Source organism: Coxiella-like endosymbiont of Rhipicephalus sanguineus (assembly GCF_018687865.1).
The window spans coordinates 1-3,032 of the sequence record NZ_NIQB01000056.1 but is presented as its reverse complement, the minus strand read 5'-3'; the positions used below and the strand labels follow the sequence as shown (position 1 = coordinate 3,032).

Sequence of the window (3,032 nt, the reverse complement as noted above, 5' to 3'; positions counted from 1 at the left end):
AAAAAATCTTACTTATTGGTGAGCTAAAACGAGGTCAAATCGTTTTATTTCGCTGGTCTGAAAATCTCACAATTGTTTTTGTTAAGCGTGTTATTGGATTTCCCGGTGATCATATCATTCATAAAAACAAGGAACTTTATATTAATGGCAAGAAACAAAAGCAAAAATTCTTCTATGCCGCGAATGATACAAATTCATGGAGATATCAGCGACTCGTATATGTAAAAGAAGAAGATCTTAACGGCATTAAATATAAAATTTATGTGCAACCAGCTGATGGAGAAAGCGAAAATTACGATTTAGTCGTTCCTCTGGGACATTATTTTATGATGGGTGACAACCGAGATAACAGTGATGACAGTCGTCAATGGAGGTTTGTTCCAGAAAAAAATTTAATTGATAAGGCGTTTGGAATTTGGCTCAGTTGGGATTCCTTAAATAAATCCATTCGGTGGGGACACGTATTAGAAATGGGTTGCAATAAGCGATTTTGCTTTTATTTCTAGGAAAAATTGCATGAGTAAGCTTGATGAGTTGATGCAACATTTAGGACATCAATTTAATAATATTGGACTGTTACGAACGGCATTAAGTCACCGTAGTGTGGGGGCTCACAATAACGAACGCTTAGAATTTTTAGGAGATTCTGTTTTGGGATTTATTATTGCATCGGAATTGTATCAGCGTCATCCCCAAGCTCGGGAAGGAGAATTGAGTCGAATGCGTGCTTCTGTTGTTAACGGCGAAGTGTTATCACAATTATCGATATATTTAGGGATAAGTGACAATTTACGCTTGGGGGCGGGTGAACGTAAAAGTGGAGGGACGCGACCATCAATTTTGGCAGATGCTTTGGAGGCAGTAGTTGGTGCCATTTATCTTGATGCTGGATTAGAAAAATGCCGTCGTTGCTTGTTACATTGGTATGGCAAGCGGGTGGATGACTTATCCAAATTAACTCCCCAAAAAGATCCTAAATCTCGCCTGCAAGAATGGTTACAAGCTCGCAAACTATCCTTTCCCATTTATGAAGTGCAGGTTAGCGGAGAAGCGCACGCTCAAACCTTTACGGCCATTTGTCATGTTCAGGGCCTGCCTTATAAAACAGAAGGTATCAGTACCACACGCCGACGAGCAGAACAAATTACTGCTTTACGTTTTCTGGAATTGGTAGATGAATAAGAATGTTACTTATTGCGGTCATGCTGCTATTATTGGTCGGCCTAATGTGGGTAAATCCTCATTACTCAACCAAATTTTAGGCTACAAATTAAGTATTACCTCGCGAAAGCCTCAAACCACTCGATATCGAATCCTGGGTGTTAAAACCTTTAAAAATATTCAAGTTATTTATGTTGATACGCCAGGTTTACATTCAGATACTCCTCGAATGATAAACCGTTATATGAATCGTATTGCCCGGCAAGCGTTGCAGGACGTTGACTCATTCTTTTTGTTATCGAGCCTCATTGGGATGAACGCGATACTTGGGTTTTAAAACAGCTTCAAAATATTGAGACGCCGGTTTTTCTGATTATTAATAAAACAGATCAAATCAAGCCCATTCAGAATTATTGCCTTTAATTGAAAAAGTTTCTTCCTTGTATTTGTTTAAAGAAATTATTCCTCTTTCTGTAAAAACTGGCGATCAAATAGGAGTTTTGGAGCAAAAAATTAATGATCAAATGCTGGAATCACCCTTTTATTTTCCACCTGAACAAGTTACCGATCGTAGCGATCAGTTCCTGGCAGCTGAAATAATTCGTGAAAAACTCATTCGGTCATTGGGTCAAGAAATTCCTTATTCGTTGGCGGTTACGCTGGTAATGTTCCAACGGGAAGAAAAAATTCTTCGTATTTCAGCTACAATTTGGATAGAACGAAAAGGACAAAAGGGAATTGTGATAGGGAAAGAGGGAGAGCGACTTAAAAAAATTGGCACAACTGTGCGTATTGATATAGAAAGATTATTCAAGCAAAAAGTTTTTCTACAATTATGGGTTAAAGTCAAAAATGGTTGGTCTGATAGCGAGCGTCTATTAAAAGAGCTGGGGTTTGAGGAATGATACATCGCATTGTTTTGGAGCCTGCTTTTATCCTGCATCGATGGCCATACAGAAATACAAGTTTAATCCTTGAATTGTTAACACTAAATTACGGTCGAATTTCTGCTCTTGCGCGAAGTGCTCGCGGGCTAAAATCACGCTATAAAGGTAGATTAGAATTATTTTTTCCTCTGCTTGTTTCATGGTCGGGACGAGGAGATTTAAAATTTTTAGGTGATTTGGAATTGAATGGAATGCCTTATCTTTTAGAAGGTGAATCTTTATTATGCGGTTTTTATTTAAATGAATTGGTATTGCGTTTATTACATCCGGACGATCCGGATTATTATTTATTTCCCGATTATCAAAATGCATTGGATCAATTATCGAAGGGTCACATAGAGGCTTCTTTACGAAGTTTTGAGAAACGGTTGTTAGAGGAACTGGGGTACGGTCTGCCTTTAGGATACGATGTCAAAAGAAATACGCCATTCGAAGAGGATCAATTTTATCAATATATCCCTGAGCGAGGATTTTTACTCTGTGAAAAGAGTGGAGAATTAAATGTGTTTTCAGGAAAAAGTTTACTTGCTTTACGAGAAGAAGTATTCTCCAATGTGGAACTGCTTAAAGAAATGAAGCGCCTGATGCGATTGGCTCTAGGAAGATTACTTGGAAAAATCCCCCTTAAAACTCGGGAATTATTACGATAAAGGAGTATATTGATTTAAAAGGAGATGCTATGGTTCTTTTAGGTATAAATATCGATCATGTGGCCACATTGCGCCAAGCGCGTAAAACTCACTACCCGGATCCGGTTGAAGCAGCTTTAATTGCAGTTGAAGCAGGCGCTGATACCATTACTCTACATTTGAGGGAAGATCGACGTCATATTCAAGATGATGATGTGCGTAATTTGAAAAGGCAATTGACAGTACCGTTGAATTTAGAAATGGCAGCAACTGAAGTTATTATACGATTTGCTGA

4 protein-coding genes and 1 pseudogene are annotated in these 3,032 nt (G+C 38.3%); all 5 read left to right on the top strand.

What is annotated here, in order from left to right; translation table 11 throughout:
* Window positions 1-506: signal peptidase I (gene lepB / locus B1F79_RS03335; RefSeq protein ID WP_251365991.1), on the top strand; the 506-nt coding region annotated here is incomplete at its 5' end.
* Between the two features lie 10 nt (window positions 507-516).
* Window positions 517-1,182: a ribonuclease III gene (gene rnc / locus B1F79_RS03330; protein WP_251365990.1), complete on the top strand. Its 666-nt coding sequence runs from the start codon at window positions 517-519 to the stop codon at window positions 1,180-1,182.
* A pseudogene (era, locus tag B1F79_RS03325) lies at window positions 1,175-2,066 on the top strand (GTPase Era). Before rnc ends, era begins: the two are co-directional and overlap by 8 nt.
* The gene (recO, locus tag B1F79_RS03320; RefSeq protein ID WP_251365989.1) at window positions 2,063-2,758 is read left to right on the top strand and encodes a DNA repair protein RecO; all 696 of its coding nucleotides are present in this window, start codon (window positions 2,063-2,065) and stop codon (window positions 2,756-2,758) included. The pseudogene era and the gene recO overlap by 4 nt, the downstream one beginning before the upstream one ends.
* A 29-nt stretch (window positions 2,759-2,787) precedes the next feature.
* Window positions 2,788-3,032: pyridoxine 5'-phosphate synthase (locus B1F79_RS03315; protein WP_251365988.1), on the top strand; the 245-nt coding region annotated here is incomplete at its 3' end.